Below are 21233 nucleotides of genomic sequence, written 5' to 3'. Positions count from 1 at the left end.
CTGATGGGCTTTGATTAGGCTTCAAACAATATTTCAAACATTGTTTTACATGAGTAAAAATCTCATGTATAGGATTGCCGACTGGCTGAAAAAGGCCGGTTCACGCCAGTTTCGGTGTTTCACCGAGTGCAGCTGTCAACGGAAAATCATCAAGGGGGCCTGACCATGCATGACCGCGTGCGTCTTTCAGTTTTGCTTTCGGGCACAGTTATTCAGTCGGCCATGCTGGCAGGTGGTGCGGTGGCCCAGGACGCGTCTTCCTCTGAGCCGGAGACTGCGGGGGCAACTGTCCTGGAAACCATTCTGGTGATCCCGGGCGAGGAAACGGCGGATGACAAGCATGCAGGTGCGGCCGACCGGGCAGGCGCGATCTATGTTTCCCAAGAGGACCTGCAGCGCACCAATCCGCAATCTTTGAAAGATGTGTTTGCCGGGGACGCGTCCATCACTGTTGGCGGTGCCATGGGTTCAACGCAGAAAGTCTATGTGAACAGCATCGACGAACTCAACCTTGCGGTGTCGGTTGATGGTGTTCTGCAGAACAACCGGGTCTTTCACCACAACACGACCAACTATATCGATCCCACCCTTTTGAAGTCTGTCCGGGTGGATCCGGGCGTTGCTCCTGCAGATGCGGGGCCAGCCGCCCTTGGCGGGGCGATTGTCTATGAAACCGTAGATGTGGGCGACCTTCTGGAAGACGGCCGCAGCTATGGCGGCTTTGCTTCGCTGACCTTTGATACCAACAGCGCCACCTTCACCGAAGCGGCCTCCGGATATGGCCGCTATGAAGGGTTTGAACTGCTCGGCTACATCAAATACGCCGATGGGGACAACTACTCCGACGGCGATGGCACGGAGATGAATGGCACATCGGCGAACTTCCTGAGCTATCTGGGAAAGACGGCGTTTGAGTCCTCCGAAGGGCACCGGTTTGAATTGAGCGCCCAGCAGGTGCAGGACCATTCCCAGCGGCCCTACCGGGCGAATTTCGGCGGCTTGCCGTCTACGGAACCGGAAACCCGCCGCTACGAGATCACCCAGCGCAGCTACTCGGCCAGATACAGCCTGGAAGGGGCTGAAGGTCTCATCGATCCGGTTGTGGTTTTGGGCTACAGCGAAGCCTCGACCGAGGTCCCGTTCTTCTATCACACGGGCTCCGGCCGGCTGCTGAACATTGAAAGTGACGGATCGGCCTGGTCCTGGTCCGGCAAGGCGGAAAACACGTTCCATATTGGTGAGGCGCAGACGGTGACGGCCGGTGTCGACTTCTACAACGCGGAAAGCGAATATTCCGATGTGCTTTACAGTCCTGATGGATACAAGGAAAAGGCCCGCAATGTGGGCTTCTACGCCCAGGCGCGGTTGATGCCGGTTGACCGGGTGCGCCTGTCCTTCGGCGGACGTGGGGACCAGCAATGGTTCACCGGGGTTGATGGCACCGAACTGAGCAATTTCGGCCTGAGTGGCAATGCATTTGCTGAAGTCGACGTGACCGAGTTCCTCTCTGTCAATGCGGGCTATTCAAACGTCTTTGGCGGCATCGATCTGGAGGAAAACTACATTTTCGACAGCATCACCGGCTATGACGGGCTGAAACCGGTCCGCGCCCAGAACCTGGTTGCCGGGATCAAGATTGACTATCAGGGCTTTCATGTCACGGGGGATGTCTTCCAGACCGACTTCTTCGACTACCGGGAATACACCAGTGCCCTCAACGTTCATAACACGGATGTCACCGTGAAGGGGTTCAAGCTCGGCGCGGGCTATTCCTGGGGGGCGGGATTTGTCCGGGTGTCCTATTCCGACAGCGACCTGAAGAATGACAGCGGCTATGTGGATTCCTTTTCCGCCAGCGACGCGGGCGCTCCTGTCGGCCAGGTGATTGCCGCCGAGATAGTGCACACATTTGACCGCTATGATCTGACCCTCGGCTCCAGCTTCGACGCCGCGCTCGAATATGAGGGAACCGAGAAAGCCGGTTACAACGCCTTGCCGGGCTATTTTGTTGCCAATGCCTTTGCCGAATACAAGCCAAAGCAAGTCGAGCAGCTAACTCTCCGGCTGGAAGCCAACAATATCTTCGATGAAACCTATGCGGAACGGTCCACCTATGGGGCCGAATACGGTCTGGATGAACTTACCCCGCTTTATGAGCCGGGCCGGTCCTTCCTGCTGAAGGCACAGTTGAAATTCTGACGTTCGAGGGCTGTGGCGTCTGTAGTCTTTAAAGTCTGGCGGTCTCAGTCAATTACGGTCGGTCTTATTTGTCGAGATTGGAATCAGGCACTTGTGCGGCTGGTCCCTCTGGGGCCAGCCTTTGCTGTCAGATGTGGTGCAGAGCGACTTTGAGGCCGTCGAGGGTCCTGATTTTCACGGGCATTTCATAGATCTGCGACAGGATCTCTTCGCGCATCAGATCGCCAGTCGGGGCATGGGCGATGATCCGCCCCTGTTTCAGGGCAATGATATGGTCCGAATAGGCGGCGGCATAATTGATGTCATGCAGCACGGCAACGATGGTCTTGCCATGGCTGTCGGCCAGAGCGCGCAGCTGGCGCATCAGGCTGCGGGCAAACTGCATGTCGAGATTGTTCAGCGGTTCGTCGAGAAGCAGGTAGTCGGTGTCCTGGGCATAGGCCATGGCCACCAGAACCCTCTGCCGCTGCCCTCCGGACAATTCGTCAAGGAACCGGTCCGAAAGGGCCTCAAGGTCAAATTGCGCCAAGGCCTGGGCCACGCGCTCCCGGTCGGTGTCCGTCGGGCGGCCCTGATGATGGGGAAACCGGCCGAAGCCGACCATGTCCCTGACCGAAATGCGGGAAGCGACATGGGTGTCCTGGCGCAGAATCGCCAGCTTGCGGGCAAGGTCCCGGGACGGGCAGCTGGACACATCGAGCCCGTCAAAGCTGATCCGGCCTGTTTCCAGCGGCAGGAGCCGGGCCATCAGCGCAAAGAGGGTCGACTTTCCGGCTCCGTTCGGGCCGATCAGCGCCGTCACACCGCCCTTTTCGATGGTCAGGGAGATATCACTCAGGACCGGCGTTTTCCCGTGGTGAAAGGTGACGTCTTCGATCTCGATCACATCCGTGCCTTTCTCAAGATGAGGGCCAGAAAGGTGAGGCCGCCCAGGAATTCGATCACCACACTTAACGTTGCGCCCAGGCCCAGAACCCGTTCGAAAATGGCCTGCCCGCCGACCAGGACCGTGATCGCGATCAGGGTGGCGGCGAGAAAAACCGGCCCGTGATGGTGGGTCTTCAGGAGTTCATAGGCGAGCGCGCTGACCAGAAGCCCGAAAAAGCTAACAGGACCGACAAGCGCGGTGGACGTTGCCACCAGAATGGCGACGAGCGTCAGGCCGGTAAACACTTCCCGGCGGTGATCCACCCCAAGCCCGATGGCCTGATCGCGGCCCAGGGCCATCACATCAAACACATGGCGCTTGTGCCAGATAAAGGCGCAGACCAGCAGGATCAACGGCGTTGTCAGAGCCAGCAACGTGGTATCGACCCGGTTGAAACTGGCAAAGACCGAGCCCTGAAGAATGGAAAATTCGCTCGGGTCCATAATCCGCTGCAGCAGATTGGTGAAGCTGCGGAACAGGACGCCGAACACGACCCCCACAAGCAGCATGCGGAAGAGGTCCTGAAGGCCCCGGCCCAGCAGCGCCCCGAAGAGAAGCAGGGCGGCGCCGGTCAGCAGCGCCAGTTCGGCCAGAAATTTGCCTTCCGGCGGCAAGGCTGCAAATCCGAACCCGCCCAGGGCAAAGACCAGCGCGGTTTGCAGCAGCACATACAGCGCATCAAAGCCCATGATAGAAGGGGTCAGGATGCGGTTGCCGGTCAGGGTCTGGAACAGCACCGTGGCCAGGGCAACGGATGTGGCCACCAGCACCAGGGCCAGCAGTTTGGCCCCCCGGAACATGAGGATGAAGTCCCAGTTGCCCCGGGCGCCAAGGGTCATGAAGGCCGCTATGGCCAGAAGGGCCAAAAGGGCGAGCAGGATCAGGGGTCTACCCACGGTGCGGGGGCCTTGCAAACAGAAGCCAGAGAAAGATGCCGGTGCCGGCAATGCCGAACACCGTGCTGGCCGGAATTTCATAAGGGTAGCGGATCAGACGTCCGGCAAGGTCACTCGCCAGCACCAGAACCGCGCCGGTCAGGGCAATCAGCGGCAGCGTCGCGCGGGTGTTATCGCCCAGGAACCGGCTGATGATGTTGGGCACGACCAGCCCGACAAAGGGCAGCAAGCCAACAGTCAGCACTGTAAAGGAGGTGATCAGAGAGACAAAAAGGAGACCTGAGGTCATCACGAAACGGTAGTTGAGGCCAAGGCCTGTCGCTGTTTCGCGGCCAAATCCGGCCACCGTGAACTGATCGGCATAAAGATAGGCGAAGGCGGCCACTGCGCCGGACGCCCACAGGAGCTCATAGCGCCCCTGCAAGATTCCGGAGAATTCCCCGTTCATCCACACAGCGAGATATTGCAGCAGATCGTATTCATAGGCGAGAAAGGTGGACAGGGCGGCAATGATGCCACCATAGACAATCCCTGTCAGGGGCACCAACAAGGGTTGGGTCGGCGGCAGTTTACGGACAATGGCCAGAAAGACGGCGGTGCCGGCAAAGGCAGCGGCGCTGGCGCAGGCCATTTTGACAAACAGACTGGCGCCCGGAACGAAAAGGGTCATTAGCAAGAGGCCGAGCGCGGCGCATTCGCCGGTGCCGGTGGTGGCCGGTTCCACAAAGCGGTTGCGCACCAGCGTTTGCAGGATGACCCCGGCAACGGCGAGTGATGCGCCGGAGAGGATCGCGGCCAGGGTACGCGGCACCCGGCTGACCAAAAGCAGTTCGCCCTTGCCGCCGCTCTGAAACAGCTCGAAGAATCCGGCCTGGGCGGCCCCGGTGGCCACACTGGCGGCCATCAGGGCCAGCAGACCCGCACCCAGCAGCAGCGGCCAGACCAGACTATGCGGCCGCGCCGCGCGGGCAGGAAAGGGAAAGGGCAAAGCGGTCTGTCAGTTGGTTTTGGAGAAAGCCTTGCTCAGGTCGTCAACCGTGTCCATCACGGACCGGTATCCGCCGGACGCAATATAGACCTTGGCGGCATTCAGGTAGATCACCTGACCGGAGGTCCAGGCCTTGGTTTCGGCCACGAGCCGGTTGTTCAGGGTCTCTGAGGCAAGGCTTGCATCCTCGCCAATGGCGGCTGCCCGGTCGATCACGATCAGCCAGTCCGGGTCCGTGTCACGGATGAATTCAAAAGAGACCGCTTCGCCATGGGTGGAGGCCTTGACCTCTTGCAGGGCAGGTTCAATGCCGAGCTCGGAATGCAGCCAGCCGAAACGGGACCCCAGACCATAGACACTTATCTTCGGGCCATTGGTCAGCACGATCAGGGCCTTGCCGGCCCCGGACGTGCGGGTGCGCAGGGCTGCGACCGCCGCATCCAGCTTCCCGGTGAGGGCTTTGGCCTCGTCTTCCTTGCCGAAGATCTGGCCATAGGCGTCCAGACGGGCCTTGGCCTGTGTCAGCAGGCCGTCGCCCCAGATGGTCATGTCGATGGTGGGAGCAAGGGCGGACAGGGCGTCAACCTGCGCCGAGGACCGTCCGCCAGCAATGATGAGATCAGGGGCCAGCGCGTTGACCCTCTCGAAATCCGGCTCGAACAGGGAGCCTGCGGGCGCTGCGGCTTGCGCGGCCTCTTGCAGATAGTCGACATAGACCCGGTTCGGAACGCCTGCGGCGCGAACGCCAAGGGCCGTGAGTGTGTCCAGCGCAGCAATGTCGAAAACAATAACCTTTTCGGGCTGTGCGGGCACATCCACCGGGCCGGCCGCCGTTTCAACCGTCACCATGCCGGCAAGGGCAGCCTGTGCACTCATAAACAGCGCCGCAGCGGCGGCGGACAGTCGGATCATGCGCATCCTTGTCTCCATCTCCGGTCGCCTGGCTGTTCCATTGGAAGTGGCTGAGCGGTTTCGTCAATGCGGCGTTCGGATCTGGCCGCAGAAGGGCTATTTGAGGGCCGTCGCTCCGGGCGGTGCGGGCCTGAGCTTCATGTCTATGCCAATTGGCCGGTCCGGGCCAGCATTCTGCCTTTGCCAATTGCCCGTTTGCCACTGAATTTTGCACGCAGCCTCACGGGGCCGCAAGCCGGGTCAGATAGGCGTCAACTCCGGCAAACAGGAATTCCTTCAAGGCATCCAGCTGGACGTTGGGTCCTGTGCCGGCGCCCATCAGCGGAATGGCCGACACGGAAGCGGAAAACATCAGGTCGATCAGGAGCGTCGGTTCCAGGCGGCTCCGGTGTTCCGGCGGCACTTTGGCCCCCAGAAGCGTCCTTAACCTGCTGATCCCGGGCGCCTGATAGTCCTGGGCCCGCTCCAGCACGGCTTCCTGTTCCGCCGAAGCCCGCTCGATCAGGATAATGAAGGGGCCAGGGGCGCCGGTTGCCACGTCTTGACCGAGATCGGCCAGCGCGTCGAAATAGGCGCCGACAAGAGCCCGGGTGCCGGGGCCATCTTCCTGTGCACTCTGCTCGGCCTGTTCGATCCGGGTCAACAGCTCTTTGTCCAGCTGCGAGAACCGGTTCTTGAGCAGTTCCAGCAGAAGCTCCATCTTGCTGCCGAAATAGTAGTTCACCGAGGCGACATTGGCGTCCGAAGCGTCGGTGATCTCCCGCACCGAGGTGGCTGCAATCCCCTTTTCCGCCATCAGCCGCTCGGCATTTGCCAGCAGGCGCTCACGGGTTGATTCCGGATCCATGTCCTCTCCTTCAAACAATGGGCCCGGGAGCCCTGTCAGACGGCAGGGGTCTCCTGCCGGCCGGTTGTGCAAACGGGTCTGCCGAACTTGTGCTCAGTGCGGAGATAGACCGTTTGGCTGCGAAATTCAAACGGTGTTTCAAGCGGAGCCCGGCTGCCCTAGCCGTCAGGATTTTGGCCTGGGCCGATCAGGAAGATTGTATTCGCGGGGCGTGGAATTTTGGCATGAAAGGACTGGAAAGTCAGAGGAAACGTGATGTTTCGAGAGGCGCCCTGCGGCAGATCTTTTTCTATGTATCTGACATTTCACGGAAAAACGACTTGTTGCCTGACGGCAACAGGAATCTCAAAAATATGAGCTGTAGCTCGCATTATTTCTTGCATGTTATATTCAACATTTATAAACCGCCTGAGAAAGAAATCATCCAGCCAAGACGCCAGGATGCGCAAAAAAATGGGCAGTAGGGCACATGTTGAAATATTCTGGACTGGTGAGCGCAACGCTTCTGGCGGCCGTTCAAGGCGTGCATGCACAGGATCTCACCCTTGAAGAAGAGCCGGTGCTGAGCAGCGAAGACGAAACGGTTCTGGACTTGATCGTCGTGAAGTCGGCAACGCGGACTGAGACGCCGATTTCTGAATCAACGGTTTCCGTGTCCGTGGTGACGGAAGAACAGGTGCAGCGGCAAGCTGAAGTCAGCGCCAATGTGGGGGCAATTCTGGCAAAGACCGTTCCAGGCTTCGGGCAGTCGACCGAAAACATGACCGATTATGGCCAGACCCTGCGCGGCCGGAACTTCCTCACCCTGATTGACGGGGTTCCCCAGACCAATACGCTCAACAACAATTACCGGGCACTGAACAGCATCAGCACGACAGCGATCGAGCAGATTGAAGTGGTGCGGGGCGCAACGGCGGCCTATGGTTTCGGGGCGCCGGGCGGCATCGTCAATATCATCACCAAAAAGCCCAAGGATGGGGAATTCAACGCCGAGCTCAGCCTGGGTGTGACGGTTTCTCCCACAAATATCTCGGAGTCCTTCGCCTATACAACCGAAGCGTCGGCATCCGGCTCCAAGAACGGCTTTTTCTATCTGGCAAATGGCAGCTGGGAAGACACGGGTGCATCCTATACCGCCGATGGCGAGCGCCGGCCTGCGGATTCCTTCGGCACGCAGGGTGGCACGGACGATATCTTCGCCTATAACTTCCTGGGCAAGATCGGCTATGAGCACGAGAGCCACACGATCGAGTTCAGCGCCAACAAATACCGGTTCTGGCAGGACAGCGACTGGTCCGGCGTTGTTTCCGGCGGCAGCCGGGTCAACAACACCAGTGCGACTGCGGCCCGCGGCAATCTGAACACCAGAACGCCGGGCACGGACAATCTGACCCTGAACGGCACTTACACCAATGATGACCTTCTAGGCGGCACGTTCGAGCTCCAGACTTACTACAACAAGAACACGACGACCTTCACCAAAACAGAATTCCTTACGACGACCTACAATCAGTATGAAACGGAATCCCAGAAGATGGGCGCGCGGGCCACATTCGACACGCCGCTGCCCTGGGACCGTCTCCCGGTTGATCTGGTCTGGGGGCTCGATGTCATCAACGATCAGACCAAGGTCAACCCGATTGATGGGCCGGTTGATTCACCTGAATATGATCTGACAGGGGTCGCACCCTTTGCGCAGCTGAGCACGGATCTGTTCAATGAGCGTGCCAAGCTGACCGCCGGGGTCCGCTACGAATATCTGTCGCTCGATATTGATGACTATATCAACGAACTTGGTACATCGGTGAATGGCGGCACACTGACGTTCAGTGAACCGCTCTTCAATATCAGCGGCTCCTTCGACATCAATGACACGTTCACCGTGTTTGGCGGGTTTTCGCAAGGTTTCCAACTGGGGGATCTGGGACGGTATCTCTACAATTCCAGCTTTACGGATGTGTCGCAGCTGTCTGACGATGGCCAGAAAACCGATAGCTATGAACTGGGAGTGCGGGCCATCGGATCCGCCTGGGATGCGTCGGTCACCGGCTTTTACAACGAGTCCGAAAACGGGGTCAGTTATGATGCGGACCTGAACATCGTGCTGGCGCCCGAACATATTTGGGGTGTGGAAGTGGCCGCGAACTATGAAGCGACCGACCAGATCACCATCGGCGGCACCTTCACCTGGATGGAAGGGGAATATGATACGGACGGGGACGGAGAATATGACTCCGATCTCGGTTCTGACCGTATCGCACCGATGAAGCTGACCGGTTACGTGGAATATGAGCCGCGCGAGTGGGCCAAGTTCCGCCTGCAGGGCCTTTATTCCGGCTACCGCAACCCGGACAGCGAGCAATTCATGGGGCTTGAATCCATTGATCCTTATTTCGTGATGGACGCTTTTGCCGACTTCAAGGTGAACAAGCGCTCCAAGCTGTCGCTCGGCATTGAGAACCTTCTGAATGCGGATTATGTTCCGGTGCTGCAGCAGTCCTATGCGGTGGAAGCCTATGCCGGATATGTGGACTACTACTACGTGAAAGCGCCAGGAACGACGTTCTCAGCCAAATATTCCGTCAAATTCTGACACGTATCAAACGGCGCTCAACCGGACCGGGTCGGGTGTCCAAAAGCAAGTCTTGTGGCTCCGTCAATCCTGCGGAGCCACGGTCTTGAGTGTATGAAAGGGCCAGCCCGTGACTACAAACACCGGGCCTCAGCAAGGGGAGGGCGGTGAAGACCGCCTGTTTTCCTGCCGGAACATCCGTGTGGAACGGGACGGCCGGACGCTGCTTGCGCTTGAGGCCTTGGAGTTTCACCCCGGACAGATCACCGGATTGATCGGGCATAACGGGTCGGGCAAGTCGACCCTGCTCAAGGTTCTGGCCGGTCAGATGGAGGCCGGTTCCGGCGAGGTTCACTATCGCGGCAAACCGATCAAGGCCTGGGAACGGCGGGCCTTTGCCCGCTCACTCGCCCATTTGCCGCAGGACACCCCGCCGACGCGCGGGCTTCTGGTGCACGAACTTGTGGCCATGGGGCGTTATCCCTGGCACGGCGCCTTCGGCAGGTTCGGGGCAACGGACCGGGAGAAAACCGAAGAGGCCATGCGGCTGACCGGTGTTCTGCCGCTGGCGGACCGTCTGGTCGACACCCTGTCGGGCGGCGAATGCCAGCGGTGCTGGATCGCGATGATGGTGGCGCAGGACGCCGGATGTCTGCTGCTGGACGAACCGATTTCCGCGCTGGATGTGGCCCATCAGATTGAGGTGCTTGATCTGGTGCGCGATCTCAGCCGCTCCCGGGGCCTTGCCTCCATTCTGGTCCTGCATGACGTCAACATGGCGGCGCGCTATTGCGACCGGCTGGTGGCGCTGAAGGCAGGACAGTGTGTGGCGGACGGCACACCGCAGGCTCTGCTGAAGCCTTCTGTGCTGGAGGCAATTTACGGACTTGCCATGAATGTGCTGCCGCATCCGGGGGGCAACGGGGTGCTGGCCTATGTCGATTGACCGGCGCGCGTTTCTGGCGGGGGGCGCAGGGCTGGCGGGCTTGTTGGCGGCGGGGGGCTTCCCGGCTGCGGCGGCGGCTGGCAAAGGTGCGCTGCGGGTTGTCACTCTGGATTATGCGGCCGCCGCGACCTTGATTTCCATGGGCCTGACCCCGGTGGGCGTTGCCTCGAGCGACCGGTGGGGTCGCTGGGTGGTTTCACCGCCTTTGCCGACATCTGTTGCCAATATTGGTCAGGACCTTGCCGTCAATCTGGAAGTGATTGCCGCCCTCAAACCGGATCTCATCACCACCACCCCCTATACGGATACATTGCGGGCCCGTCTGGAGCGCATCGCGCCGGTGCATCTGGTCTCCGTTTACAACGGCACCGGAACGCCGCTTGCGAATGCCCGGAGCGAAACGCTCAAGCTTGGAGCTGTGACAGGTCTGGTGCCGGAATCTGAGGCTTTTCTGAAGGAGGCAGAGGCCGAATTTGGTGCCTTGCGCGACCGCTTGTCCGGCCTCAAAACGCCGCCTCTGACCTTGGTGAATTTCATGGATGACCGCCATGTCCGGGTCTATGGCGGCCAGGGGCTCTATCAGAATGTACTCGACCGGCTCGGGCTTCAAAATGCCTGGACCCGGCCTGCCAATTACTGGGGCTTTACAACCGTCGGCCTTGAGGAGCTTGCCCGGTCCGCCCCGGCGGATATGCATCTGATTGCGTTCGAGCCAATTTTGAACGCGATCAAGCCGACCCTGGCTTCCAGTCCGCTCTGGCGGTCCATGCCGGTGGTGGCTGAGGGCAATTTTGTAACCTTTCCTGCGGTTTTGACTTTCGGCATGGTCCCCGCTGCCCTGCGGCTCGCCAGATTGCTGACCACCTATCTGGAAGGCGTGAGCGCATGAGCGGATATGGGATGGCGAACCGGGCGCCGGTTCTCTCCGGCCTTCTGTTTACGCTGGCGGCGCTCTTGTGCTGGCTGCTTTTGTCCCCGCACTTGGCAGTGTTGCTTGAGGCGCCCGGCGGATATGATGTAGAGCGCATGATCGTGCTCTACGCGACCTTGCCACGCATGGTTTCCGCTCTTTTGTGCGGGGCGGCCCTGTCGCTTTCAGGTGTTCTGATGCAGACCGTGCTGCGTAATCCGCTGGCCTCCCCGACAACTTTGGGCGTTTCGGCCGGGGCCTATCTGGCGCTTGTTCTGGCGTCCCTGTTTGCCCCGGCCCTGATTGCCTTCAGCCGGGATGCGGTGGCCGCCGCCGGCAGCCTGGCGGCGGCGGGCCTTGTTTTCCTGCTGGTGTCCCGGCGCGGCTTTTCGCCGGTCACCCTGGTGCTGGGCGGTCTGGTGATCAGCCTCTATTGCGGGGCGGCGGCAACCTTGCTGGTGCTGCTGAATGACCGCTATCTGGCCAGTCTGTTCATCTGGGGGGCGGGCTCCCTGTCGCAGCAGGACTGGGCAATTCCCCTGAACCTTGCCCCGAAACTGGCCTTTCTGGCCCTCGCTGCCGTGTTCCTTGTGCGCCCCCTGACGGTTTTGAGCGTCGGGGATGAGACGGCCGGGGCGCTGGGTGCGTCACCGAGCCGGATCCGGTTTCTAGCCATCGTGCTGGCGGTTTGCCTGGCGGCCCTGGTCACAAGCGCGGTTGGTGTCATCGGGTTCATCGGCTTGGCTGCCCCCGCCTTGGCGCGGCTTGCCGGTGCGCGCACCGTTGCCAGCCAGATCCTGTGGTCGACATTTGTCGGGGCGGCCCTGCTGTTTCTGACAGACAGTGCCCTTCAGCTGCTAACGGGCCAATTGGCGAATTTCATCCCGACCGGGGCGGTGACCGCGCTGTTTGGAAGTCCGTTGCTGCTTCTGCTTCTGGGCAAGACACGCTCGGCCAGCGTTCCGGAGCGCCAGGCGGAGCCGCTGGCCCGCTGGCGCCATCCCGTGCGGGTGACCGTTGCCGCCGGTCTGCTTCTGCCGCTCGTCTGCCTTTTGGTCAGTGTTTTGATTGGCCGTTCTGCAGAGGGCAGCTGGGAGATCCTCTTTACCAGCCCGGCGATGGACCTGGTGCTTCAGTTTCGCGTGCCCCGGGTGGTGAGTGCAGCGGCTGCCGGAATGATGCTGGCCATGGCAGGGGTGATCCTGCAGCGCCTGTCCGGCAACGACATGGCCAGCCCCGAAGTGCTCGGTGTCAGTTCCGGGGCCATGCTCGGGCTGGCCTTCGGGGTGTTTGTGTTCGCACCCGGACAGACACTGATGTTGAGCGGGTGCGCGTCCGTTGGGGCACTTGCCATTATGGGGTTGATCCTGGCCCTGAACCGGAAAACGGGCTTTCAGGCAGAGCGCATGGTACTGGCGGGCATTGCCTTTACTGCCTTGCTGGATGCGCTGATTGGCGCCTTGGCCGCCACCGGTGACCTGCGTTCTCTCTTGCTGCTGCGCTGGATGAGCGGTTCGACCTATGGGGCGGATGTCTCCAGCATGCTGGTGCTGGCCGGGGCCGTGCTGGCTCTGGGCGGGGCTGCGCTGGCCCTCGTGCGCTGGCTGGACCTCTTGACCCTTGGTGCCAGCACGGCTCTGGGCCTTGGACTGCCGGTGAAACGGGCCCGGGCAGGGCTGTTTATTCTGGCCGGGCTTCTCACGGCAGTGGCAACGATTGCGGTCGGGCCACTCAGCTTTGTCGGGCTGATGGCGCCGCATATTGCCCGGCAGCTCGGATTTGCAGGGGCAAGGGACCAGCTTCTGGCCGCCATGTCTGCAGGGGCCAGCTTGATGGTGGCTGCCGACTGGATCGGGCGCTACGGCTATTTTCCCTACGAAATGCCTGCGGGGCTTGTCTCCGCGCTTGTCGGAACCCCCTTCCTTCTGCTTCTGTTGAGCCGTCGGCAGGGATAGGACCGCAGTGTTGCAGCGGGTCTTTGCCCGCTTGCATGGAGGCCGGGCAAGATGCTACCCCCACGCAGGTTTGTAATCTGAGAATGGGCTGCGCTACGGTTGCAGGGCCTGTTCCGGGCGGACCTTGCGGCCGTCAGGCGGGGGCGCCTTCTGACTGTCTTTCGAATGGAAAATGCCCGGGACGCAGGGCGCTTGAGGTGAGGGAGACAGCAGACGTGTCTGCGGCAGATGTGAGGACCGTTTCCAAACGCAAGGTGGCGCAGCAGGAACGGTCGAAGGCCAAGGTACAGCGGATTCTGGATACGGTTCTGGACATGCTGAAGGACGGCCCGGCCGACAAGATCACCACCAATGAGATTGCTAAACGGGCGAAGATCAGTATTGGCTCACTCTATCAGTTCTTTCCCAACAAAGAGGCGATTTTCTATGAGCTGTTCAGTCAATGGCTGCAGCAGACCGTCGATCTGATAGATGAAGCCGGGGCCCGCTTTGATGGCACGGAAAAGCTTCATGAGCTGTCCGATGCGGTGTTTGACTGCCTGTCGCGGGATGACAGCATCAACTCCCAGGGACACTGGCAATTGCTGCGTGCCATGGGCAGCACGGTTGAGCTGGTGGCCCTGGAGGCGGAGCACCAGCGCGAGGTGTTTGAGCGTCTTACTGCGTTTCAGAGAAAATTCGGCAGAAAGGTCCCTGACAGCCAGACCGAGGTTCTGGCAGTCTTGCAGCACCACGTCATGGTGGGGTGTCTGGCGACGGCCGCGCAGGTCGGCGATCATGCAGAACGCCAGAAGGTGCTCGACTGGGGCCGGAAAACCATGCGGCTTGTCTATGACATTGACGCTCTCAATGCCTGACCCTGTTCAGGGGTTAGGCTGAGATTTTAAGTAAAACTATGCTTTATGAAAAGTAAATTTTTGAGAATATTTTTTAAGTAAGGTAATTTTTCGCTCTTAACCAATAATTTTGAATAAGTCTCTAAAGTGCATACCGTCTGATTGAGTAACGGGGGAATGACCTGCGCAGAATGCGGATGTGCGATCGCGCGGGTTGGCCCCGAATAGAATAGAACGGCGTGGGTTAGAGACGATGTGTGTGCGTAGACAGTTCTCTGCTTTGGCACTTTGTGCGTTTGTTCTGGCAGGATGCCAGTCTGGGGATGTGGCGAGCCTGTCGGCTTTCGGAGACACGGCCGCCGCGAATGACGACATATCCAAGGTTGCCTATTACCGCGATGACCAATTGCTGACCAAGGCCAAGATCCAGTTCAAGGCAAAGAACTACGGCAAGGCTTATTCGATCTACAAGCGCGCGGTTGAGGTGAACCCTAAGGACCCGGTGGCCTGGCTGGGCTATTCGGCTTCGGCGGATATGATCGGACGTTTCGACAATGCGGATGTCGGTTACAAACGCCTGGCCCGGATGATCCCGAACCGGCCGGAATATCTCAACAATGTGGGCTATTCCTATCTTCTGCGCGGCAAACTCGTGCCGGCGCGGCGCTATTTCCTGAAGGCCTATGACATCGACCCGGAAAACCAGACGACGGCAAACAATTTGGAACTGCTGCGCAACAGTGTATCCTTTACCAATCGCGGGTGACGGGTTGTGAACGCCAGACTTGCTAAAGCCGTATCGTTTCCTTCCCAGACGCCCGCCTCCTTCCCAGGAAGGGCCGGCAACGTGAATGGATCTGAACAAGGCACAGACGCACAGGCTCTGAACGTCCGGGGCCCGTCGGAAACCGAAGCGGCCGCACCCGAAGTTGGGGCACCGTCCACCGCAGCGATCCTTCAGCGGAACATCAAGATCCTGCTCGCGCTCAATACGGTCTCCGTCGCTGTGGCGGTCCTGTTGTTTGTGGGCCTGTTCTTTTCCTGGTCGGCGACCTCGGAGCTGAGCCGGATCCGCCAGCAGATCGACGGCCTGCAGCAATTCGAAACCCGGATCTCCGGCAATATGGACCTCATGAACAGCGGCATCCAGAACCGGCTGTCCCGGCTGGACCAGCGTATCAGTCAGATCCAGTCCGGGGTGCGGCTGATCCAGTCCGATGTGGGCACGGAGGTGCAGGTCGACCGGCTGAAGACCGTGGTCGACAGCAATATCGACTTCTTCCATCCGGCCACGGCGCAGATGATGTTCTCGCCGGAGCTTGCGGCCAATGGTGCCAGCCGGTTCGAACTGGCCCGTGCGGCGGCCACCCCCCGGGTGACCGTGTCGCGTCAGCCGGTGCCGCAGGCACAGGGCGCCTCCCTGTTCCGCAGGATCGTGACGCCGGATGGCAAGGTACGCTACGAAAAACGGTCGTCTGCCGCAGAGTGATCTTTCCGGCAGGGCGATTTTGTTTCGGGGTCTTTCAGACAGACAGAACATTTGACCGATGACTTGGCTCCCTCTTCAGGGCCATGTCTAAAGCCTGTATTGCTGTTTCCTTGCCGGTTCAATCAAAGCGTGTTCTTCGGTTGAATTTTATCCTGATTTGGATGAATGCATTCAAGTCTAGGCAAAAACACGCCCGTGTCATGTAACAACCAATCAATAACCATCGATTTTAAGGTTTTTTTCACGGCGTGTTAATCGTCATGATCCTAGAATTATTTCACATCGGGTGGTGGATTCTCCGAGCTCTTAGTGAATTCTACGAAGGGGAGCGGTTTATCTTGACCTAACGTAATTATGGATTTTGCGAATGCCGCAGACACAGCCGAACCGGAAACGCCTGTCGTTTCTGACAGTTTTGATCCTGATGCTGCCCCTGGCCCTGACAGGGCTGGACGAGGCCGCCGCTCAGGTCGACGAGATGACCCTTGTGGTTAATGGCGGCAGTGTGTCCAGGATCACCATGCCGCCCGGCACCACCCGAACCGTACGCACCAACAGGAAGTTCTCCGACCTTGTTGTGGGCAATCCGGAAACGGCGGACATCGTGCCCCTGTCCGAGCAGGTGCTTTACATTCAGGGCAAGGAACCGGGCCTGACCAATATCTCGATCTATGATGCGTCCAAGACCCTCCTGGGCGTTATTGAAGTCCGCGTTCAGCTTGATTTTGAAGATGTCACCCGGGCCATCCGCGCCGTGGCGCCGACGTCGCTGGTCTCTGTGTCAAATGTCGGCAACAAGATCCGCCTGAGCGGGTCCGTAAACAATGCCGTGGAACTGCGCCGGGTTCTGGAAGTTGCCCAGCAATTTTCAGAGGCGCCAGTGATCAACGCCATGAGCCTGCGAAGCCCTCAACAGGTTGCGCTTGAAGTCAGGGTGCTGGAGGCCAGCCGCTCCATTGGCCGGGATCTTGGGGTCAACTGGGTTGGGCGCTCGGACAATGGCAATGTCAGCACCAGCGGGTCCCGGGTCTCTGTCGGAACTGATGACACCGGCGGTCTGATCTCGGTTCTGGGCACGGGCGCCAGTGTCGCCCAGCAGGGGGCTATTCCCTTCGGAACCCTGATCGGCAAGGTGCTTGAAACCGCGGGCCTGCGCATCGACACAGTTATTGACGCTCTTGAAGGACGGGGTCTCGTGCGCCGTCTGGCGCAGCCGAACCTGACCACGATCAGCGGAGAAACGGCCCGCTTTCATGTGGGCGGTGAAGTGCCGATCGAAACCTCTGTCACCAATGGTGGCAACGTTGCCACCTCCACGGACTACCGGCCCTTCGGTGTCCGGCTGGAATTTGTGCCAACCGTGATGGATGGCAGCCGCATCAATTTGCGTGTCATGACCGAAGTCAGCGATATTGACAGCTCGATCAATGTGAACGGCAATCCGGGTTTCTCCTCGCGCAGAGCCGAGGCGGTTATCGAATTGCGCGACGGCCAGAGCTTTTCCATTGCCGGTCTTCTGGAAAATGTCGACCAGCGGGATGTCAGCCAGCTGCCCTGGCTCGGTCAGGTTCCGGTTCTGGGCGCGCTGTTCCGCTCCACCAGCTTTCAGAAGCGGGAGACCGATCTGGTGATCGTGGTGACCCCGCGTCTGGTGCGCCCGGCCAATCCGAACCAGCCACTGGCGTCTCCGCTCGACAGGACCCGGCCGAGCAATGATGTGGAACTGTTTGCGCTTGGCATCCTGGAAGTGAACAAGGACATGCTGCGCACCTACAAGGATGGCGAGGGCCTTGTCGGCCCCTATGGCCATATTGTCGATCTGGAACTTGAGGATGGCTATGTTTACACCAAGAACTGACCGGCTGGCCGCGCTGGCGCTGGGGCTTCTGGTGTCCGGTTGCGCGGATTACATGAACCGCCGGGATACGGCCTCCCTCGGGGCGGGCAATGCCATGGAAGCCAATATGGGCATTCACACCGTCAACCCGTTCCCCAGGGCGGCCTACAACACCCGCATTGAGCAGGACGGCCAGGCCGCCGTTGCTGCACAGGAGCGCTATGTGATCCCCAGCGACAGCGATGTTGTGATCTCAGGGGCCACCAGCGGCGAATAATCTGCGCTCAGAGATGGGCGCGCCAGGGCAGGCTCACGCAGACCGGCGCCGGATGATTTCATAGCCGATATCGACAACGGCTGGTGTGCTGTCCTGGCCCTGAAGACGCTTGAGGATCGTGTCCGCCGCCTCCATGCCGAGCCGGTCCCGGTCGACCCTAACAGTTGTCAGGGGCGGTTCAAGATGGCTGGCAAATTCCTGGTCTCCAAACCCGACAATGGCAATATCATCCGGAATGGTGATCCCGCGCGCCTGCGCTTCGATCACGAGGCCCTGGGCCAGAACATCCGAACTGCAAAAAATCACTCCTGCAGTAAAATCCCGTGTGTCGATCAGGTCGCTGAGCGCTTCACGTCCCGAGGCGATGCTTGCCGGGCCCTTGCAGTTATGGACCGTGACCGCCGCCGTGCTGTCGTTTGAAAACCGGCTGATAAAGGCATCCCGGCGCCGGTGGGCGCGCTCGTCATTGGCGGTCACGGTTGCCGCCCGCTTTTGCCCGAGGCCAAGAACAAAATCCGCAACCGCGTGGCTGGCCTCCACATGGGAAAAGCCTACGCATGTATCGATGGGCGTGTCCGTTATGTCCCATACCTCGACCACGGGAATGCCGGCGCCCAGCAGCATGCGTCTGGATTGGGCGGAATGATATATCCCGGTCAACAGCAGGGCGTCGGGGCGGCGGGAGAGGTGCGTTGCAATGGCCCGTTCCTCCTCATCCGGCGTGAAGCCCGTTTCTGAAAGCAGCAGCTGATAACCGGCTTCCCTCAGCCGGTCATTGAAGGTTTTCAAAAAAGCTGAATAGACCACATTGGTCAGCGACGGGATCAGCGCTGAAATCAGGTTGCTGCGCTGGGAGGCCAGCGCTCCGGCAATCGCATTGGGTACGAAGCCGGTCTGCTCAATCGCCTCGTGAATGCGTCTCAGGGTCTCTGGCGAGACTTTTCCCGGTTCGCTGAGCGCGCGCGAGACCGTAACCTGGGACACGCCGGCGATCTTGCCGACCGTGGTCATGGTCACCCGGTCGGCTGTCCGGGGCTTGCGGACCGCTTTCGGCTTCTGCTCTTCTTTCATGCGGCCCCCGGGGTTTCCTGCTGTCTTGGAGCATGCCTCCCAAACGGACCAGCCGGGCAGGGCATGCATAAACCCGGTTCCATATCGCTTCCGGCACGAAACGGAAAGATCCTTGAGAGGTCTTGGTGCCCGCAGTACCTGCCTCAATAAACAAGACCCAATCCGACCGTGCTCTGAGAGCGTTCAGCAAGGAGCGGGTCACAGGGCGATGCGGGGCATCGTCCAGGACGCGCGACACGGCGGCAGAACGCTCTCATGCTGTGGTCTCCGGTGGCTTTTTCAGGCCCGCCGGGCTGTCTCACGCCGCTCGCCCCGGCCAACCAGCCGGACCTGCGCGCCTTTCCTTGCCGGCAACCCTGAAAAACCCGTCCAATCGGGTCTTGTGTGTTCAAGTTTGTATGCGGCCCGGGTCAGGAGGGTCGCTCAGATCTGGACAGATAGAGCGACCCTGCGAGAGAGCAGGCAATCAAGATCCACAGCACGACCGCGATCCAGCTTTTGGTGAAGAAGATGGTCAGGTCGCCAAAGGCTTCCAGGCTCTTGACAAAATAGACTTCCGACGACGGGCCGAGAATGAAGCCGATGACGAAGGGGGCGATTTCCAGTTTCAGATGGAAGGCCAGCCAGCCGAACAGGCCGAAAATGGCCAGGGTCCAGACGTCGAACATGATGCCGTAATTGATGGTGTAGGCGCCGGTGACGCACATCATCAAAATGACCGGAAACAGGATGTGTTTCGGCACGGTGACGATCAGGGCCACATAGCGTATGGCAAAGAACATCAGCGCGAACATGGCCAGATTGGCAATCATCATTGCAAAGATCATCGCGTCCCAGGTTTCCGGGTTGTTGCCGATGAAAAGCGGGCCAACCTGAACGCCCTGAAGGGTGAAGGCGCCGATAAGCAGTGCGGTGGTGGTATCGCCCGGAATGCCGAGGGACAGAAGCGGCACGAGGGCGCCGCCGGTCAGGCCATTGTTTCCGGATTCGGAGGCGATGATCCCGGCTGGTTCGCCCTTGCCGAAATTGGCCCGGTTCCTGGAAAAGTTCTTTGCATTTGTGTAGGCAAGGATCGAGGCAGCGGAGCCGCCAACGCCGGGGAGAATGCCCACAAAGGTGCCAATGCCGGAGGAGCGGATCAGATTGACGATCTGTCCCTTGAAGACGGAAAACGAGAAGGTCGAACGTGTGCCGACCGTGAGCTGGTTTCTGGTCAGGCCGCGCGGCATGCCGGCCTCGGCCTCCATCAGCACGGCCGTGAGGCCAAACAGCCCGATCAGGACCGGCAGCAACGAAAAACCACTGTCGAGCCAGTAGTCCAGGCCGGGTGGGATCAGCCGGGTCTTGCCGTTGCCGCCGCTGGATACGTCATACATGCCGATGAGGCTGACAAAAATGCCAAGCACGCCGGAAAACAGGCCGAACAGCAGGTCTTTCGACAGGGCGGCCATGACGGACAGGGCCAGCAGAATGATCAGGAATTTCTCCACATAGGAAAACCGGATCGCGAAATCGGCCAGAACCGGGGCGAACAGGAACAGGATTGCCAGGGAGATCAGGCCGCCCACCAGGGACGAGACAATGCCGATCTTCAGGGCGCGCTCACCTTCGCCGCGCCGGGTCATCGGATAGCCGTCAAACGTGGTGGTGATGGAGGAGGGAGTGCCTGGAATGTTGAGCAGGATGGCGGGCACCAGCCCGCCGGAAATGCCGCCCACATAAAGGCCGAGCAGAAGCGCAAGCCCGTTTTCCAGGCCGAGCGGATAGGTCAGGGGCAGGCAGACAGCCACCGCCATGGTGGCGGTCATGCCGGGAATGGCCCCGAAAATGATACCGACCAAAGTCCCGCCCACAATCAGGGCCAGAAACAGGGGCGTGACGAAAGTAAAAAAGTCCATGTGTCCGGTCTCAGGGCAGGGTCAGGAAAAACAGGTCGGTAAACAGCCACCACACAAGGGTCGGAATGCTGAGGGCGATGGCGGCAAGGGGCAAGACGTTGCGCAAATTGCGCTCATGGAGAAACAGGAGGCCGGTGCAAAACACAAAGGGTATGGAGCACAGCAGAAATCCTAGCCCGGTATTCGGCCAGACATTCCCCACCGGTTCCATCAGCGAAAAATAAAGCAGCGTGCAGACAAGCGTGCCCAAGAAGCGGGGTTTGTCCATCCGGGCGAAGATCCCGGCCCAATAGGGGCCGCAGGCCAGGATGTTTTTGCGTTCCCGCACCGCTATGGCCAGACCCAATAGGGCCAGAAGGACGGCAATAAGCGTGGGAAACAGCAAATGCGATGTTTCAAAATCAAGTGTCACCTGGGTCAGGCCGCCCATTGTGTCCTCCTCTCCTGATCACGTCCGGGGGAAAAGGGGAAGGGGGAAAAAGGGAAGAAAGGAAAAAAAAACCCACAAAGACACCGCAACCCCCCCACAAAACCCCCCCCCAACCGTCCTCTCTCCCCCCCCCCCCCCCCCCCCCACACACCCCCCCCCCCCCCCCCCCCCCCCCCCCCCCCCCCCCCCCCCCCCCCCCCCCCCCCCCCCCCCCCCCCCCCCCCCCCCCCCCCCCCCCCCCC

18 protein-coding genes and 1 pseudogene are annotated in these 21233 nt (G+C 60.1%); 11 read left to right on the top strand and 8 right to left on the bottom strand.

The features are described from left to right. The first annotated feature begins 165 nt into the window (after positions 1-165). Positions 166-2199 carry a TonB-dependent receptor plug domain-containing protein gene (locus ACXAIC_RS21910; protein WP_475185586.1) on the top strand — a complete coding sequence of 678 codons (2034 nt, stop codon included), beginning with the start codon at positions 166-168 and terminating at the stop codon, positions 2197-2199. Positions 2200-2326: 127 nt separating this feature from the next. Here the strand turns inward: ACXAIC_RS21910 and ACXAIC_RS21905 are convergent, their stop codons facing one another. The 5 genes from ACXAIC_RS21905 to ACXAIC_RS21885 form a co-directional block, all read right to left on the bottom strand. Next, positions 2327-3085, bottom strand: coding sequence for an iron ABC transporter ATP-binding protein (locus ACXAIC_RS21905; RefSeq protein WP_475185583.1), 759 nt, complete (start codon positions 3083-3085; stop codon positions 2327-2329). Beyond that, the gene (locus ACXAIC_RS21900) at positions 3082-3966 is read right to left on the bottom strand and encodes an iron chelate uptake ABC transporter family permease subunit (protein ID WP_475185662.1); all 885 of its coding nucleotides are present in this window, start codon (positions 3964-3966) and stop codon (positions 3082-3084) included. The genes ACXAIC_RS21905 and ACXAIC_RS21900 overlap by 4 nt, the downstream gene beginning before the upstream one ends. 49 nt (positions 3967-4015) lie before the next feature. Then, entirely contained in the window at positions 4016-5011 is a 996-nt protein-coding gene (locus ACXAIC_RS21895) for an ABC transporter permease (RefSeq protein WP_475185579.1), read from the bottom strand. Positions 5012-5020: 9 nt separating this feature from the next. Further along, the gene (locus ACXAIC_RS21890; protein ID WP_475185577.1) at positions 5021-5923 is read right to left on the bottom strand and encodes a siderophore ABC transporter substrate-binding protein; all 903 of its coding nucleotides are present in this window, start codon (positions 5921-5923) and stop codon (positions 5021-5023) included. Between the two features lie 220 nt (positions 5924-6143). Then, a complete protein-coding gene (locus tag ACXAIC_RS21885) occupies positions 6144-6770 on the bottom strand; it encodes a TetR/AcrR family transcriptional regulator (RefSeq protein ID WP_475185572.1) in 627 nt (208 codons plus the stop codon). Between the two features lie 113 nt (positions 6771-6883). On the opposite strand from ACXAIC_RS21885, the gene ACXAIC_RS21880 reads away from it, so the two are divergent. The 10 genes and pseudogenes from ACXAIC_RS21880 to ACXAIC_RS21835 all read left to right on the top strand — a co-directional run bounded on the left by ACXAIC_RS21880 (position 6884) and on the right by ACXAIC_RS21835 (position 17592). Further along, positions 6884-7234: a hypothetical protein gene (locus ACXAIC_RS21880; protein WP_475185569.1), complete on the top strand. Its 351-nt coding sequence runs from the start codon at positions 6884-6886 to the stop codon at positions 7232-7234. A 5-nt stretch (positions 7235-7239) separates the two neighbouring features. Continuing rightward, positions 7240-9363 (top strand): TonB-dependent receptor, encoded by a 2124-nt coding sequence (locus ACXAIC_RS21875; RefSeq protein ID WP_475185568.1) that lies wholly within the window; start codon positions 7240-7242, stop codon positions 9361-9363. A 232-nt stretch (positions 9364-9595) separates the two neighbouring features. Next, positions 9596-10288, top strand: a pseudogene (locus ACXAIC_RS21870) (ATP-binding cassette domain-containing protein); the annotation flags it as partial. Further along, positions 10278-11177: an ABC transporter substrate-binding protein gene (locus ACXAIC_RS21865; protein ID WP_475185565.1), complete on the top strand. Its 900-nt coding sequence runs from the start codon at positions 10278-10280 to the stop codon at positions 11175-11177. The pseudogene ACXAIC_RS21870 and the gene ACXAIC_RS21865, both read left to right, overlap by 11 nt. After that, complete coding sequence (fhuB, locus tag ACXAIC_RS21860) at positions 11174-13153, top strand: Fe(3+)-hydroxamate ABC transporter permease FhuB (RefSeq protein WP_475185563.1); 1980 nt, start codon at positions 11174-11176, stop codon at positions 13151-13153. The genes ACXAIC_RS21865 and fhuB overlap by 4 nt, the downstream gene beginning before the upstream one ends. Positions 13154-13368: 215 nt before the next feature. After that, positions 13369-14010 carry a TetR/AcrR family transcriptional regulator gene (locus tag ACXAIC_RS21855; protein WP_475185560.1) on the top strand — a complete coding sequence of 214 codons (642 nt, stop codon included), beginning with the start codon at positions 13369-13371 and terminating at the stop codon, positions 14008-14010. A gap of 238 nt (positions 14011-14248) precedes the next feature. Beyond that, on the top strand, positions 14249-14755 hold the full coding sequence (locus tag ACXAIC_RS21850; RefSeq protein ID WP_475185558.1) for a tetratricopeptide repeat protein: 507 nt from the start codon (positions 14249-14251) through the stop codon (positions 14753-14755). Positions 14756-14836: 81 nt separating this feature from the next. Then, positions 14837-15478, top strand: a complete 642-nt coding sequence (locus ACXAIC_RS21845) for a hypothetical protein (protein ID WP_475185555.1) — start codon at positions 14837-14839, stop codon at positions 15476-15478. Between the two features lie 367 nt (positions 15479-15845). Beyond that, complete coding sequence (locus tag ACXAIC_RS21840) at positions 15846-17336, top strand: type II and III secretion system protein family protein (protein WP_475185553.1); 1491 nt, start codon at positions 15846-15848, stop codon at positions 17334-17336. Further along, a complete protein-coding gene (locus ACXAIC_RS21835) occupies positions 17317-17592 on the top strand; it encodes a pilus assembly protein (protein WP_475185551.1) in 276 nt (91 codons plus the stop codon). The genes ACXAIC_RS21840 and ACXAIC_RS21835 overlap by 20 nt, the downstream gene beginning before the upstream one ends. A gap of 33 nt (positions 17593-17625) precedes the next feature. Here the strand turns inward: ACXAIC_RS21835 and ACXAIC_RS21830 are convergent, their stop codons facing one another. From ACXAIC_RS21830 to ACXAIC_RS21820, 3 genes are all read right to left on the bottom strand, one after another. After that, complete coding sequence (locus ACXAIC_RS21830) at positions 17626-18663, bottom strand: LacI family DNA-binding transcriptional regulator (protein ID WP_475185548.1); 1038 nt, start codon at positions 18661-18663, stop codon at positions 17626-17628. A 410-nt stretch (positions 18664-19073) separates the two neighbouring features. Next, entirely contained in the window at positions 19074-20561 is a 1488-nt protein-coding gene (locus ACXAIC_RS21825; protein ID WP_475185545.1) for a tripartite tricarboxylate transporter permease, read from the bottom strand. Positions 20562-20571: 10 nt separating this feature from the next. Next, complete coding sequence (locus ACXAIC_RS21820) at positions 20572-20991, bottom strand: tripartite tricarboxylate transporter TctB family protein (RefSeq protein WP_475185543.1); 420 nt, start codon at positions 20989-20991, stop codon at positions 20572-20574. Between the last annotated feature and the right edge of the window lie 242 nt (positions 20992-21233).

It is taken from the genome of Roseibium sp. AWQ4_254, assembly GCF_056161025.1.
Note: the sequence above shows the minus strand (reverse complement) of the source record. Positions and strands in the feature narration are given on the sequence as shown.